We start from the raw sequence: 13,694 nt of genomic DNA, 5'->3' as shown, positions 1-13,694 counted from the left end.
GGGGAAGGGTGACTCGCGGGCACGGAACGGTGACTCGCGAGCGGGGAAGGGTGACTCGCGAGCGGGGAAGGGTGACTCGCGAGCGGTCAGGTGGTGCGGAGGTACTCGAGCTGCGCCCGCACCGACAGGGTCGCGGCCGGCCACAGGATCGGATCCACGTCCGCATACACGGTGCGTACGACGTCGTCGGCCGACTCCGCGCCGGCGTCCAGCGCCTCGCGCACCTGGGTCAGGCGCTCCTCACGGTGCGCGAGGTAGCCGTCGATGACGGCCCCAGCATCCGCCAGGACCGGTCCGTGCCCCGGATACAGCCGCACGGTGCCCTCGACCGAGTCGACCGCCGCACGCAGCGTGCGCAGGGAGTCGAGGTACGGGCCGAGCGCGCCGTCGGGATGCGCGACGACCGTCGTCCCGCGCCCCAAGACCGTGTCACCCGACAGCAGCGCGGCGTCGTCGCGGAGCAGGAACGAGACCGAGTCGGTGGTGTGTCCCGGCGACGCCAGCACCTCGAGCCGGACGCCGTCGACCTCGATCGTCTCGCCGTCGACCAGCGGGTCCGCGTCGAGGCACAGTGCCGGGTCGACCGCGCGTACGGGGGCAGCCGCGAGCTCGGCGAACCGCTCGGCACCCTCGGTGTGGTCGTGGTGGCGATGCGTCAGCAGCACGACCGCCACGGGCGCGGCCATCTCGAGCACGCGACGCAGGTGGGGCTCGTCGAGCTCACCCGGGTCGACCACGATCGAGCGTGCTCCGGACGCGCGCCCCTGCTCGTCCGGTGCCCGCAGGATCCACGTGTTGGTCCCGTCGAGCGTCATGTGCCCCGGGTTGTCCTCGCGGACGCAGCTGGCCCACTCGCTGACGACCCCACCGTCGAACCGTTCCGTCACGGCAGCTCCGTCTCCAGGTAGTAGGTGCCGTCGACCTCGACCAGCCGGGGCTCGACCGGCACGATACGCCGTGTCGGCGCCACCTCGAGCGCGGAGGCCGCCGACGGGAGCGCCGCCAGCTCGCGGCACGTGACCGATGTCGGAGGCAGCATCGCCATGTCGCCGGCGTCCACGGACGCGAGCGCGGCGCTCAAAGGCATCCACGAGGCGTGGTCCGCCTCGGAGGCGAGGTGGCCGACCCGCTGTCCCCGCGGCAGCACGGCGACGAAGAACCGGGTGTCGAAGCGCCGCGGCTCGAAGCCGGGCGTGATCCAGTGGGCCCACGCGCCGAGCAGGTCGGTACGCAGCACGAGGGACCGACGGCGCAGGAAGTCGGAGAACGCGAGCGTGTGCGCCTCCAGCGCCAGGCGGTCGGCCTGCCAGTCAGCGCCGCTGGTGTCGCCGACGACCGTCTCGGCGTCGGGGCCGGCGAGCAGGACGCCGGACTCCTCGTACGTCTCGCGCACCGCCGCGCACACCAGTGCACGAGCCACGTCGGTCGAGCAGCCCCACCTGTCGGCCCACTCCTGCGGTGCCGGTCCCGCCCACGCGACGTCGGTGTCGGAGTCGCGAGGATCCACGCCACCGCCGGGGAAGACGTACATGCCGGGCGCGAACGCCATCGACCGCTGCCGCCGCAGGAGATACGCTTCGACGCCCTCGGCGCCGTCGCGCAGGAGCACGACCGTCGCAGCATCGCGCGGCGTCGACGCCTCAGCCTGCCGACCGGCGTGCTCGGCGATCGACGGCGGCATCGGCACGCGCATCGTCATGCCGTCAGCTCGACGATGACCTCGACCTCCACTGGTGCGTCGAGCGGCAGCACGCTGACGCCGACGGCGCTGCGGGCGTGGACGCCTGCGTCGCCGAACACGGCTCCGAGGAGCTCGCTGGCGCCGTTGGCGACCGTGGGCTGGCCGGTGAAGTCGGGCGTGCTGGCGACGAAGACGACGGCCTTGACGACCCGCGCGACGCGCGTGAGGTCACCGTCGACCAGCGAGGCGACGGCGGCCAGCGCGTTGAGCGCGCACAGGCGGGCGCACTCCTGGGCCTCCTCGGCGGTGACGTCCGCACCGACCTTGCCGGTGCTGATGAGCGCGCCGTCACGCATCGGCAGCTGCCCGGACGTGTAGACGTACGACCCGGTGCGCACCGCGGGCAGGTAGGCCGCGACGGGGGGTACGACCTCCGGCAGGGTCAGACCGAGCGCGGCGAGGTTCTCCGCCGGGGTCGACATCAGGATCCCTCGACCGGGCGCTTGAAGTACGCCACGAGGTTCTCGGGGTTCATTCCCGGCACGATCTGCACGAGCTCCCAGCCATCCCGACCGAAGTTGTCGAGGATCGCCTTCGTCGAGTGCACGAGGACCGGTGCTGTCAGATACTCCCACTGCGTCATGGATCGACTGTATCCGTACCTGCTCACGACCCACCCTCTACGCTCGACATCGTGGCTGGCGAGAAGCGACTCCACGTCGTGACAGGCAAGGGCGGGACGGGCAAGAGCACCGTCGCCGCCGCGCTCGCGCTCGGCCTGGCCGCCCAAGGTCGCACCGTGCTGCTGTGCGAGGTCGAGGGCAGGCAGGGCATCGCCCAGCTCTTCGACGTCCCGCCCCTGCCGTACGAGGAGCGGCAGGTGGCTGCCACCGATGACGGCGCGGTCTACGCGCTCGCGATCGACGCCGAGGAGGCGCTCCTCGAGTACCTCGCGATGTTCTACCGGCTGGGCCGCGCGGGCAAGGCGCTCGACCGGTTCGGGGTGATCGACTTCGCGACGACGATCGCGCCGGGGGTCCGCGACGTGCTGCTGACCGGCAAGGTCTACGAGGCCGTACGCCGCCGCGATGAGGCCGGCGCCTACACCTATGACGCGGTCGTGCTCGATGCTCCGCCGACCGGCCGGATCACGCGGTTCCTCAACGTCAACGAGGAGGTCGCGGGCCTCGCGAAGGTCGGACCCGTACGCCGCCAGGCCGACTCGATCATGACGATGATGCGGTCGCAGCGCACCGCCGTGCACCTCGTCACGCTGCTCGAGGAGATGCCCGTGCAGGAGACGATGGACGCGATCAACGACCTGAACGCCGCCACCCTCGGGGTCGGGCACGTGATCGTCAACCAGGTCCTGCCCTCCCCGTTGGACGATGCCGCCGCCGAACGCGTCGCCTCCGGCGCACTCACGCCGGCCGCCGTCGCGAAGAGCCTGGCGCGGGTCGAGGACGAGCTCGGTCCGTCCGCGGCCGAGGGCCTGCTCCTCGAGGGCCACGCGCACGTCGCGCGCCAGCGCCTGCAGTCCCACCAGCGCGCCGTGCTGACCGAGGCGGGCGCACCCGTCGTCGAGCTCCCGCACCTGGAGGACGGCGTCGACCTCGGCGGCCTGTACGACCTGGGCGGGCGCCTCGTGGAAGGCGGGGTCCGATGAGCCGGAGCCGTACGCGGTCGCGTCAGGTCGGCGGCTCCACGACCGCCGATGCGGCGACCGTGCTCGACGTCGACGCGATCATCGACGACCCCACCATCGAGATCGTCGTCTGCTGCGGTGCCGGAGGTGTCGGCAAGACGACCACGTCCGCCGCGCTCGCGCTGCGTGCGGCCGAGCGCGGACGCAAGGTCTGCGTCCTGACGATCGACCCGGCGCGCCGGCTCGCTCAGTCGCTGGGGCTGACCGCGCTCGACAACGTCCCTCGTCCGGTTGCCGGCGCGGGGGCCGACGGGGGCTCTCTCGACGCGATGATGCTCGACATGAAGCGGACCTTCGACGAGGTCGTCGTCGCCCACGCCTCGCCGGAGAAGGCGGCGCAGATCCTCGGCAACCCGTTCTACGTGGCCCTGTCGAGCTCGTTCGCGGGGACGCAGGAGTACATGGCGATGGAGAAGCTCGGCCAGCTCCACGCCGAAGCCGTCGCCGACGGCGCCGACGGACGGCGCTGGGACCTCATCGTGGTGGACACACCGCCCTCACGGTCGGCGCTCGACTTCCTGGACGCGCCCGAACGCCTCTCGTCGCTGCTCGACGGCCGGCTCATCCGGCTGCTCCTCGCGCCCGCACGTGGACCGGCACGGCTGTTCTCAGCAGGGTTCGGGATGATCACGTCGGCGCTCAACAAGGTGCTCGGGGCGCAGGTCCTCACCGACGTCCAGACGTTCGTGGCGGCGTTCGACACCTTGTTCGGCGGGTTCCGGCAACGGGCCGAGGCGACGTTCGCACTGCTTCAGGACCAGGGGACCGCGTTCCTGGTCATCGCGTCCCCGGAACCCGACGCGATGCGGGAGGCCTCCTACTTCGTGGAGCGGCTCAGCCAGGACGCGATGCCGCTGGCGGGTCTCGTGGTCAACCGGATGACGGTGCCGGCCTTCGCCCTGGACGGCGACGACGCTCACGGGGCCGCGCGCCGGCTCCGCGGGCGTACGCGACCGACCGCCGACGACCTGGTCGTCGCCTCCCTCTTGGAGGTGCATGCACGGGCCGAGCGCGTCGCCGAGCGCGAGAGGCGCGTCGTGAAGGGCTTCGCCGCGGCGCACCCGCGCGTACGCCGGGTCGAGCTGGCGTCGCTGGCGACCGACGTGCACGACCTCGACGGCCTCGCGGAGGTCGGCGAACGCCTCGCCGCGGCATCAAGCCGGGTGTGACCGGGGTCTCGATACGCCCTCCGCTGGCGCTCCGGGCTACTCGACCAGCGGGTGTGGGGCGCTGGTGCTCCGGCGGGTGTGGGGCGCGAGCGTGCGCGGGCGGCGCGTCAGACGGCGACGCGGCCGTCGGCTCCGTCCTCGCTGGCGCGAGCCGTCTCGAGCAGCGAACGCCAGGACGTGACGTTGGGGCGACGGCGCAGGAGCGCACGGCGCTCGCGCTCGGTCATCCCGCCCCAGATGCCCCACTCGATGTCGTTGTCCAGCGCCTCAGCGAGGCACTCGACCTTGACCGGGCACGAGCGGCACATCTGCTTGGCGCGGTTCTGCTCCGCGCCCTTGACGAACAACGCGTCCTGGGATTCCTTGCATGCGGCCACTGTGGTCCATGATTCGTTCCAGGTCATCACGTACACCTTCCCCGAGAAGTCATCACCGATGAAGCGATCGGTGATACACCTAGCCTGACTGTGTCGCAGGCAATCGACTAGGCCCCTAGGGATGGTTCGCCATAGTCCTTTCGAACTATTTCTTGGTGCCGGGCCCGGACTCCCGTACCCTGGGGCCCATGATTCTGGGGCCCCGTCGACGCGACGAAGAAGGCATGGGGGCGGCGCGGGCGATCGGCTCCATGGCGCTGCTCAGCCTGTTTGCTGGTGTGCTCGTCGCCGGGCTCGCGATCCCGGTCGCCGCCTTCGTGGGCGTCACGTCCAACAGCATGGCGCGCGGATTCGACGAGCTGCCGCTCGAGCTGCGCGAGACCCCGATCCCCCAGCGTTCCAAGGTGCTCGCCTCCGACGGGTCGCTCATCACGTACTTCTACTCCCAGAACCGCCAGGACGTCCCCCTGTCGAAGATCTCGCCGCTCATGCAGCAGGCCGTGGTCTCCATCGAGGACGCGCGGTTCTTCGAGCACGGCGCGCTCGACTTCAAGGGCACCGTGCGAGCGCTGGTCAACAACGCGACCGCCGGGCAGACCCAGGGCGGCTCGTCGCTCACGCAGCAGCTCGTCAAGAACATCCTGATCCAGCAGGCTGCCACCCCCGAGGAGCGCCGTGCGGCCACCGAGGTGACGCCGGCCCGCAAGATCCGTGAGCTCAAGTACGCGATGTCGTACGAGGAGAAGCACAGCAAGCAGCAGATCCTCGAGAACTACCTCAACATCTCCTACTTCGGCGACGGCGCGTACGGCGTCAGCGCGGCCGCCAAGCACTACTTCTCCGTCGACGCCGCCGACCTCAACGTCACGCAGGCCGCCACGCTCGCCGGGCTGGTGAAGAACCCCGTCGAGTACGACCCGGTGACCTACCCCGAGAACGCACTCCGCCGTCGCAACATCGTGCTGTCGGCGATGGAGGCCCAGGGCCTGATCTCGCGCGCGACCGCGGCCAAGGCCGTCACGCAGCCGCTCGGCCTCAAGATCACGCGCTTCGCCAACGGGTGTGTGAGCACCAAGGCGCCGTTCTTCTGCGACTACGTCCAGCGCTACCTGCTGCAGGACAAGTCGCTCGGCAAGGACAGGGACGAGCGTCTCCACACGCTGGAGACCGGCGGGCTCACGATCAAGACCACGCTGGAGCCGAAGTTCCAGCGCGCCGCGGACAAGGCGGTCCACGGTCGCGTGGCACCGACCGACAACGCGATCGGCGCGCAGGCGCTCGTCGTCCCGGGCAGCGGCGCCGTCCGCGCCCTGTCGCAGTCGCGGCCGATGGGCAACGACAAGAAGGCCGGCCAGACCTACATCAACTACACCGTGCCCAAGTCTCTCGGTGGCGCCAACGGCTTCCAGGCGGGCTCGACCTTCAAGGCGTTCACGGCCGCGGCAGCACTGAACAAGGGCTACCCGACGCGGACGTTCTTCAACTCGCCGCAGTCGATGAACATCAGCGGCTTCTCCCAGTGCGACGGCCAGGGCGCCGGATCCTGGCAGCTGAGCAACTCGACCGGCGCCGGCGCGTTCACGATGACCAACGGCCTCCAGAAGTCGGTCAACACCTACTTCGCGCAGCTCGAGCGCCTCGTGGGCCTGTGCGCGACCACCAAGATGGCCGCGAAGATGGGCATCCCCGTGCCGGACATCGACGACACCTACCCGTCGTTCACGCTCGGCACGATCGACGTCAGCCCGCTCGACATGTCGGCCGCGTACGCGACATTCCCGGCCCGTGGCAAGTACTGCAAGCCGATGCCGATCACGCTGATCACCGACAACGCCGGCGAGACGGTCAAGGACTACAAGCCCGACTGCACACGCGTGATGTCCGAGGCAGCGGCCGACTCCGTCAACCAGATCCTGCGGGGCGTCCAGTCGCCCGGCGGCTTCGGTGCGGCGCTCGCACTCGACAAGCCGTCCGCAGCCAAGACCGGCACCACGCAGAGCAACCGCGCTGTCTGGTACATGGGCTACACCCCCAAGCTCGTGACCTCGTCGATGATCGCCGGCGCCAACAAGGAGGGTCACTGGAAGACCCTGGCCGGCCAGAGCCTGAACGGTGAATACATCTCCTTCAGCGCCGTCGGCGGCTCCTCGCTGGCCGGCCCGATGTGGGCCGACACGATGCGCGCGATCATGGACGACCTGCCGTACGCCAACTTCTCCACCCCGGGCAGCCTGGGCGCGGCGCCGTCCGACACGCCGCTCGCGCCGAAGAAGGAGCCCAAGAAGAAGAAGGGTGGCGGCGGTGACGACCGCCCCGGCCGCGGTGGCGGTGGCGGCGGCGGCGGCAACGGTGGCGGTGGCGGCGGCAACGACGGCGGAGGCGCAGGCCCCGCCGGCGGCGGTGGCAACGGCGGCGGCAACGGTGGTGGCAACGGCGGCGGAGGCGGCCGCGGCTGATCCGAGCCGAGACTGAGAGCGAAGCGAGTCGAGACCGTGGGTTTCGACTCGCTTCGCTCGCTCAACCAGCGAGCGAGTCAGGCGCCGAGCTGCTTGCGCACCTCGCCCGCGAGGGCCGCTCCGTCGACACGACCCTCGGTGCGCGGCTTGAGGAGCCCCATCACCTTGCCCATGCCGCGCATGCCCTCCTCGGCTGCGCCGGACTCGGTGATCGCCTCCGTCACGAGCGCGGCGACCTCCTCGGCGCTGAGCTGCTCCGGGAGGTAGTCGGCGAGGATGACGGCCTCGTCCCGCTCCTTCGCTGCGAGCTCCGGGCGGTTGCCTGCGTCGTACGCCTCGGCTGCCTCCCGCCGCTTCTTGGACTCGGAGGTGATCACGGCCTGCACCTCGGCGTCCGTCAGCTCCTTGGCCTGCTTGCCCGCGGTCTCGGCCTTGCTGATCGCAGCGATCACCATCCGCAGCGTCGAGGCACGCAGCGACTCGCGCGCCTTGATCGCGGTGGTGAGGTCCTGGCGCAGTCGGTCCTTGAGCTCGCTCATGCCGCCCATCATCGCTCAGTCGACCACAGGTGAGCACACCGATTCCCTGCCCACGCGTGTGGCACCCTTGCTGCGTGCACACCTGGACCAAGGCGCTCGTCGCAGCGACAGCGACCGGAGTCGGCGCCGTCGCGTACGCATCGCTCTACGAGCGGAACGCCTTCGTGGTCCGCGAGCTCGACGTGCCAGTGCTTCCGCCGAGCGCGCGTCCGATCACGGTGCTGCAGATCTCCGACGTCCACATGACGCCCGGCCAGACGCGCAAGCAGCACTGGCTGCGCACGCTGGTCGAGTACGAGCCGGACCTCGTCGTCAACACCGGCGACAACCTCGCCCACATGCAGACGCTGCCGGAGCTCCTTCGCGCCTACACGGACCTGCTCGACGTGCCGGGCGTGTTCGTGTTCGGCTCCAACGACTACTACTCGCCGACGATGAAGAATCCCGCGCGCTACCTGATCAGTCCGTCCGGAGTACGCCGTCGGACCGCCGACCTCCCGTACGAGGAGATGCGCGCCGCGTTCACCAGCGCAGGCTGGCTCGACCTGAACAACGCGACCGCGACCCTCGACGTCCGGGGCTCGTCGGTGGCGTTCGCCGGTCTCGACGACCCCCACGTCTCGCGTGACGACCTGTCCGCGATCCCGTCCGAGGCAGACGCCGCGGCAGACCTCGCGGTCGCGGTCGTGCACGCGCCGTACCTGCGCGCGATCGACGCGTTCAACGTCCAGGGATACCCGCTGATCCTCGCCGGTCACACCCATGGCGGCCAGCTCCGGGTGCCGGGATTCGGCGCCCTCGTCACCAACTGCGACATCGACCGGCGACGTGCCCGCGGCCTCCACCAGCACCGTACGGCGGGCCACGACCCATCGTGGTTGCACGTGTCTGCCGGGTGCGGGACGTCGCCGTACGCACCCGTGCGGTTCGCATGCCGACCCGAGGCGACGGTGCTTCGGTTGCGTCCGGTAGACTCTCCGAGGAATTGAGCGCGGGTCCCCCGCGGGAGGTTCTGCTCGCACTGGTTGCGAGGGCCACGGGGTGTGGCGCAGCTTGGTAGCGCGCGTCGTTCGGGACGACGAGGCCGCAGGTTCAAATCCTGTCACCCCGACAGCGGCACGAAGCCCCGGACCCGCAAGGGTCCGGGGCTTCGTCGTTCCGTCGTGGGTCAGCGACGCGAGATGCGGACGCGTCGCGTGTCGTACGTCCCGGTCAGGTGGCCTGGACGGACGGCGATGATCCGGACGCGTACCCGCTTGCCGCGGTCTGCGCGCTTCACCCGGTAGGTGGCCTTCGTCGCGCCGCGGATCTTCGTGGCACCGCGGTACCACTGGTAGCGCAGACGCGACGGGGCCGGCGTGAACCCGCTCCGCGAGAGCCTCGCGATCCTCAGCCGCTTGCCGACCTTCGTGACACCGGCGATCCGTGGCTTCGGCGTACGCACGTAGCGCGGCGCTACGCCGGCGCGCACCGTCGCCGTCGACGCCGAGGCCGCAGATCCTCGCGCGTAGTCACTGGCGCTGGCGATCACGAGGACCGAGATGCGCCGGCCGCGGTCGGCGGCCACGAGCCGGTACGTGCTGCCTGTCGCGCCGCTAATCAGCGCGCCGTTGCGGTACCAGCGGTAGGCGTAGTGCGTGGCCGCCGGGGTCCAGGCGCCGGCCCCGGCGCTGAGGACGCCACCGACGCGTGCCACCCCGCGGATCACGGGTCGGGCGCCGGCTGCGAGGAGCTGGCCGCTCAGCGGGCTCGCCCCCGTCGTCATGCTGGGATTGCGGGCGGTGAGCTGTTCGTTCTGGTTCCGCCCGAGCCCCCACACCATCCCGTCGGCGGTGCGCAGCAGGGTGTGGCTGCTGTTGGTCGCGGAGATCCCGACGACATCGGACGCGACGCGTCGGCTGAGGTTCAGGAAGGAGGTCACCTGCAGCGGGATGCCGCCGACCTGGCCGTGGTCGTTGCTCCCGACCCCGTACGCCTCACCGTCCTCCCCGAGGGCGACGGTGTGCTTCTCGCCGGCGCTGACAGCGACGGCGTCGAAGCTGACGTCGAACGTGAGGGGCTGCATCAGCGTCAACGTCGTCCGAACACCACCCGTACCGGTCAGCTGTCCGACGTCGTTGAGGCCCGTGCCATACATCCGGCCGTCGTCCACCAGCACGACCGAGTGGCGCCATCCGGCGGCGACCGCGACGGGAACCTTCCCGACCGGGAGTCCGGTCAGCGGCGTGAGAACCGTACGGTTCCCGGTGCCGGTCAGCTGACCTTGGTCGTTCAGCCCGGCCCCGTAGACCACCCCGTTGTCGCCCACCACGAGGCTGTGCACGGCCCCCGCGGCGATCGCCTTCGCCCGAACCCCTGCAGGCATCCCGACCAGCGGCGTCAACGTCGAGCGATGGCCCGCACCGGTGAGCTGGCCGCTCCCGTTGTGCCCCGTGCCGCGGACCACGCCGTCGGAGCCGAGGACGAGGGTGAAGCTGTTGCCGGCTGCCACGTCGACCGCCTGGACCCCCGCCGGCATCCCGGACAACGGCCGAAGTGCGGTGGCGAGGCCCGAGCCGGTGATCTGACCGTTGTCGTTCACCCCCGTCCCGTACACCCGTCCGTCTGAGCCGCGGACCAGCGAGAACCAGGTCGGGGCTGCGGCGACCGATACCGCGCGTACCCCTGCCGGCAGGCCCGCCATCGGGGTCAGCGTCGTCCGTGACCCGACGCCGGTCAGTGATCCGTACTGGTTGACGCCCGTGCCGTACGGGCGGCCGTCGCGGCCGATCACCACCGAAGCGACATTGCCCGCGGCGACGGAGGACGTGACCTCGGGCGGCGCGACGGCGTACGCGGGTGTGCTGCCGCCCACGACGGCGAAGGTGCTCGCGACCACGGCGGTGACGGGCAGAAGGACGAGGCGACGCATGAGTGGGCTCGATTCGTACGGACGGCTGCGGGCATGACCTTCGCAGTCTCGCGACCGACTCCCCGGCGCGAATCCGTGTCGACCACCAGGGTGTGGCGGTGTCGGCGACCGCTCAGTCGAAGTACGTGGCCAGCGCCGCCCGCTCACGGATGCCGAGCTTCCGGAAGACGCTCGCGAGGTGGTACTCGACCGTCCGTTGCGAGATCACGAGGCGCTCGGCGGCGTCGGCGTTCGACATCCCGGCGCCGACCTCTCGCGCCACCTCGAACTCCCTGGGGGTGAGGGCCGCGAGAGGGGACGCGGCGTCGTCGACGTGGGCCCGGCGCGACCCGCACGCCGCGAGCTCCGACCGGGTGCGGGCCTCCCACGCCTCAGCGCCGAGGCGTACGAACTCGGAGAGCGCGGCGTCGAGCTGCACGCGCGCGTCCGCCTTGCGCCGGAGCCGGCGGAGCCGCAGGCCCCAGCTGAGCTGGGCCCGGGCGCGCTCGAAGCCGTACGTCGCCTCGTCGTGGAGCCGGACGGCCCGCTCGAAGCCGGCGTCGAGCTCGGCCGGCCCGGACAGCAGCGCACGACACCGTGCTGCCCAGGCGAGCGACAGGGCGTGCTGGTCACGGCCGGCGCGTGCCTCGTACGCCTCCAGCTCGTCGAGCAGCTCGGCCTCGCGACCGCAGTGCCAGTAGGCCTCGAACTGGTTGACGAACCGGGAGGTGTACGCGAGGTTCTCGCCCCCGGTCGCCCGCTCGAGCGCCGCGGCGTGCTCGAGGATCTCTGCCGCCGTGGCGAAGTCCGCGGTCGACAGGGCGAGCATGCCCCGGACGCAGGCCTCGCTGTGCGCGAGCGCCGGACTCTGGCGCTCCGTGACCTCGCGGCCGCGCGCCAGCAGCGTGCGGCACGCGTCGCCCAGGCCCTGGCAGGCCCGGATGTAGGCGTGGCGGAGGAGGATGTGCGCGTAGGGTCCGGTGAAGTCGTGGTCACGCGCCGCCTGTCCCGCTGCGGACAGCTCGAGCACCGCACGGGACCACTCTCCGCGCCGCTCCCACACGATCATCGTGATCGCGTTCGACGACAGTCGCGCAGCGCTCTCACCGCCGGTGACCCGCGCCAGCTCCTCGCATCGCCGTGCGACCTCGACGCACCCGTCGAGGTCGCCGAGGTGGGCAAGACCCAGCCCGGCGAACCCGAGGGCCAGGGTTGGGTCGGACCGATCGCCGTCCACCGACGCGAGCCAGCCTCCGCGCAGGAAGGCGCCGGCTCCCTCCGCCCCGACCATGAGGTCGAGGACATCGAGGAGCGCACGGTGCTCGGCCGGGATCTGCTGCGGCGCGACGAGCGTACGGAGCTGGTCGGCGTAGCCGGTCGCGGGGGCGAGGTCACCCCAGGCCATGCCGAGCGAGACCAGCGCGACGACGAGCTCTCGGCCGACCAGGGCCGCCTCGTCACCGCGGCGTACGAGGTCGAGCCCGAGCCGTGCGAGCTCGTCAGACTCCGCGGGCGGCTCGTCCTGCGACCACAGGACGGCCATGACCAGCAGCGTGGCCCACCGAGCCCGCGCCAGCTCGTCAGGAGCGTCGGTGACCAGGGTCCGCAGCAGGCGTACGGCGGGTCCTGCCGCACGGGCCTGCATGTACGCCTGCGCGGCGAGCGCCAGGAGGTCACCCCGTCCCGGCACGGAGGTCTCGTGCGCCGCCGCGGCCTCCCACGCGAGGGCCGCCTCCGCCGGCGCTCCCTGACGGGTGGCCTGCTCGGCGGCCGCCACCAGGGCAGCCACGATGCGCGGGGCGGCGACCTGACCGACGTGGCGGAGGTGCGCGGCGTGACGCACCGGGTCGTCGCGGAAGCAGTCCGCCAGGATGCTGTGGGCGCGGTCGAGGTCCCCGGCGGTGGCGACGCCCAGGACCGCGGCGCCCAGCGTCGGGTGGACCGGGACCCACCCGCCGTCGCGAGGCGTGACGAGCCCGAGCCGTTCGGCGCGGTCGAGGTCGTCGGGTGCGAGACCCGCCGCTTCCAGCGCCCGGGCCGTCGCATCGCGGTCGAGGTCGTCGAGCGCGACCAGCAGCACCGCGAACCGTCCGGAGTCTGACAGCGCCTCGATCCGCGGGGCGTACAACGATTCCAACGACGGGCCGATGCGCAGGCGCTCCGGAAGCGGCTCCCGCCCTCGCCGCTGCTCGTCCCGGAGGTCGAGGGGAGCCTCGGCGAGAGCGAGCGGCAGACCGCCGGCCTCGACGGCGATCCGCTCGGCCACGACCGCGCTCATCCCCGGGTGGCGCAGGCGCAGCAGCGAGAGCGACTCCTCGCGCGACAGCGGCGGCAGGACGATCGTCGTCCCGACGCCTCGCAGCTCCTCGGACACCGGTTCGCGGGTGACGAACCAGAACGCGACCCGATCGGCGTCCAGGCGCCGCGCCGCGAAGACGAGGGCCTGGCGGGTCGACGCGTCGAGCCACTGGACGTCGTCGACGGCGACCGCGACGGGTCCCGAGGACGCCAGCTCGGACAGGAACCACACGAGTGAGCTCGCGACGGGCAGCCGCTCGGCCGGGTCACCGAGGCTGAACGCGACGGCGGCGGCCAGCGCGTGCGCACGGGGATCGGGGTGCGCCGCGAGGATCGGCTCGTACGGCGCGAGGAGCTGGTGCAGACCGGCGTACGGCAGGTCCGACTCGGCGACGTGCCCTGCCGCGCGGAGCACGGTGACCTCCGGCGCGAGCTCTTCGGTGGCAGCGTCGAGGAGGGCCGACTTGCCGCAGCCCGGAGCTCCGGCGACGACGGTGACCCGTGATCGACCAGCGAAGGCGTCCGCGACCGAGGTCGCAAGGATCGCGAGCTCCTCGTCCCGCCCGATCAGCATGAGAC

General features: G+C 71.6%; 12 protein-coding genes and 1 tRNA gene. 5 read left to right on the top strand and 8 right to left on the bottom strand.

The annotated features are described in order from the left end of the window. Positions 1–86: 86 nt before the first annotated feature. From GH747_RS04315 to GH747_RS04300, 4 genes are read right to left on the bottom strand one after another with little or no spacing between them, the layout of a single operon-like run. On the bottom strand, positions 87–887 hold the full coding sequence (locus GH747_RS04315; protein ID WP_228552767.1) for an MBL fold metallo-hydrolase: 801 nt from the start codon (positions 885–887) through the stop codon (positions 87–89). Further along, positions 884–1,699: an NUDIX hydrolase gene (locus GH747_RS04310; RefSeq protein WP_149768282.1), complete on the bottom strand. Its 816-nt coding sequence runs from the start codon at positions 1,697–1,699 to the stop codon at positions 884–886. The genes GH747_RS04315 and GH747_RS04310 overlap by 4 nt, the downstream gene beginning before the upstream one ends. After that, a complete protein-coding gene (locus GH747_RS04305) occupies positions 1,696–2,163 on the bottom strand; it encodes a RidA family protein (RefSeq protein ID WP_149768281.1) in 468 nt (155 codons plus the stop codon). The genes GH747_RS04310 and GH747_RS04305 overlap by 4 nt, the downstream gene beginning before the upstream one ends. Then, positions 2,163–2,324 (bottom strand): Sp36 family protein, encoded by a 162-nt coding sequence (locus GH747_RS04300; protein ID WP_149768280.1) that lies wholly within the window; start codon positions 2,322–2,324, stop codon positions 2,163–2,165. The genes GH747_RS04305 and GH747_RS04300 overlap by 1 nt, the downstream gene beginning before the upstream one ends. A 51-nt stretch (positions 2,325–2,375) precedes the next feature. Here GH747_RS04300 and bagA point away from each other — a divergent pair, with 51 nt between their 5' ends. Together bagA and bagB are read left to right on the top strand one after the other, a co-directional pair. Next, the gene (gene bagA / locus GH747_RS04295) at positions 2,376–3,347 is read left to right on the top strand and encodes an ATPase BagA (protein WP_194842880.1); all 972 of its coding nucleotides are present in this window, start codon (positions 2,376–2,378) and stop codon (positions 3,345–3,347) included. Next, positions 3,344–4,555 carry an ArsA family ATPase gene (gene bagB / locus GH747_RS04290; protein WP_149768279.1) on the top strand — a complete coding sequence of 404 codons (1,212 nt, stop codon included), beginning with the start codon at positions 3,344–3,346 and terminating at the stop codon, positions 4,553–4,555. Before bagA ends, bagB begins: the two co-directional genes overlap by 4 nt. A gap of 107 nt (positions 4,556–4,662) precedes the next feature. Here bagB and GH747_RS04285 read toward each other — a convergent pair whose 3' ends face one another. Beyond that, complete coding sequence (locus GH747_RS04285) at positions 4,663–4,959, bottom strand: WhiB family transcriptional regulator (RefSeq protein ID WP_149768278.1); 297 nt, start codon at positions 4,957–4,959, stop codon at positions 4,663–4,665. Positions 4,960–5,120: 161 nt separating this feature from the next. Here GH747_RS04285 and GH747_RS04280 point away from each other — a divergent pair, with 161 nt between their 5' ends. Continuing rightward, positions 5,121–7,388: a transglycosylase domain-containing protein gene (locus GH747_RS04280; protein ID WP_149768277.1), complete on the top strand. Its 2,268-nt coding sequence runs from the start codon at positions 5,121–5,123 to the stop codon at positions 7,386–7,388. Between the two features lie 77 nt (positions 7,389–7,465). Here GH747_RS04280 and GH747_RS04275 read toward each other — a convergent pair whose 3' ends face one another. Continuing rightward, complete coding sequence (locus GH747_RS04275; protein ID WP_149768276.1) at positions 7,466–7,927, bottom strand: GatB/YqeY domain-containing protein; 462 nt, start codon at positions 7,925–7,927, stop codon at positions 7,466–7,468. Positions 7,928–8,001: 74 nt separating this feature from the next. On the opposite strand from GH747_RS04275, the gene GH747_RS04270 reads away from it, so the two are divergent. Together GH747_RS04270 and GH747_RS04265 are read left to right on the top strand one after the other, a co-directional pair. Next, positions 8,002–8,916: a metallophosphoesterase gene (locus GH747_RS04270; protein ID WP_149768275.1), complete on the top strand. Its 915-nt coding sequence runs from the start codon at positions 8,002–8,004 to the stop codon at positions 8,914–8,916. A gap of 48 nt (positions 8,917–8,964) precedes the next feature. After that, a tRNA-Pro gene (locus GH747_RS04265) sits at positions 8,965–9,038 on the top strand. A 57-nt stretch (positions 9,039–9,095) separates the two neighbouring features. Here the strand turns inward: GH747_RS04265 and GH747_RS04260 are convergent. Beyond that, a complete protein-coding gene (locus tag GH747_RS04260; protein ID WP_149768274.1) occupies positions 9,096–10,838 on the bottom strand; it encodes an RCC1 domain-containing protein in 1,743 nt (580 codons plus the stop codon). Between the two features lie 112 nt (positions 10,839–10,950). Continuing rightward, the gene (locus GH747_RS04255; RefSeq protein ID WP_149768273.1) at positions 10,951–13,689 is read right to left on the bottom strand and encodes a helix-turn-helix transcriptional regulator; all 2,739 of its coding nucleotides are present in this window, start codon (positions 13,687–13,689) and stop codon (positions 10,951–10,953) included. Positions 13,690–13,694: the final 5 nt, after the last annotated feature.

Origin of the sequence: Mumia xiangluensis (assembly GCF_010994095.1) — a bacterium.
Lineage (GTDB): Bacteria > Actinomycetota > Actinomycetes > Propionibacteriales > Nocardioidaceae > Mumia > Mumia xiangluensis.
The sequence above is the reverse complement of the archived record's forward strand: the minus strand, read 5'-3'. Positions and strand labels throughout refer to the sequence as shown.

Coding starts and splice junctions, on each gene's coding strand:
- GH747_RS04305 (WP_149768281.1), bottom strand. CDS start 2,163: ATGTCGACCCCGGCGGAGAACCTCGCCGCGCTCGGTCTGACCCTGCCG.
- GH747_RS04300 (WP_149768280.1), bottom strand. CDS start 2,324: ATGACGCAGTGGGAGTATCTGACAGCACCGGTCCTCGTGCACTCGACG.
- GH747_RS04260 (WP_149768274.1), bottom strand. CDS start 10,838: ATGCGTCGCCTCGTCCTTCTGCCCGTCACCGCCGTGGTCGCGAGCACC.
- GH747_RS04275 (WP_149768276.1), bottom strand. CDS start 7,927: ATGAGCGAGCTCAAGGACCGACTGCGCCAGGACCTCACCACCGCGATC.
- GH747_RS04285 (WP_149768278.1), bottom strand. CDS start 4,959: ATGACCTGGAACGAATCATGGACCACAGTGGCCGCATGCAAGGAATCC.
- bagB (WP_149768279.1), top strand. CDS start 3,344: ATGAGCCGGAGCCGTACGCGGTCGCGTCAGGTCGGCGGCTCCACGACC.
- GH747_RS04280 (WP_149768277.1), top strand. CDS start 5,121: ATGATTCTGGGGCCCCGTCGACGCGACGAAGAAGGCATGGGGGCGGCG.
- GH747_RS04310 (WP_149768282.1), bottom strand. CDS start 1,699: ATGACGATGCGCGTGCCGATGCCGCCGTCGATCGCCGAGCACGCCGGT.
- GH747_RS04255 (WP_149768273.1), bottom strand. CDS start 13,689: ATGCTGATCGGGCGGGACGAGGAGCTCGCGATCCTTGCGACCTCGGTC.